The organism is Clostridioides sp. ZZV15-6388, assembly GCF_020657755.1.
In the GTDB taxonomy this organism is placed as follows: Bacteria; Bacillota; Clostridia; order Peptostreptococcales; family Peptostreptococcaceae; genus Clostridioides.
Genome location: NZ_JAGWCU010000102.1, coordinates 1 through 460, shown reverse-complemented (window position 1 = coordinate 460; position 460 = coordinate 1). Strand labels below are relative to the sequence as shown.

1 rRNA gene is annotated in these 460 nt (G+C 48.0%); it reads right to left on the bottom strand.

Annotated elements, in window-relative coordinates:
• A 16S ribosomal RNA gene (locus KGF48_RS19935) occupies window positions 1-460 on the bottom strand; the annotation flags it as partial.

Here is a 460-nt window from a genome sequence, read left to right as displayed (position 1 = left end):
GACTACAAGGGTATCTAATCCTGTTTGATACCCACACTTTCGAGCATCAGTGTCAGTTACAGTCCAGTGAGCTGCCTTCGCAATCGGAGTTCTTCGTGATATCTAAGCATTTCACCGCTACACCACGAATTCCGCCCACCTCTACTGTACTCAAGACTGCCAGTATCAACTGCAATTTTACGGTTGAGCCGCAAACTTTCACAACTGACTTAACAGTCCACCTACGCTCCCTTTAAACCCAATAAATCCGGATAACGCTCGGATCCTCCGTATTACCGCGGCTGCTGGCACGGAGTTAGCCGATCCTTATTCATATGGTACATACAAAAAGGCACACGTGCTTCACTTTATTCCCATATAAAAGAAGTTTACAACCCATAGGGCAGTCATCCTTCACGCTACTTGGCTGGTTCAGGCTCGCGCCCATTGACCAATATTCCTCACTGCTGCCTCCCGTAGG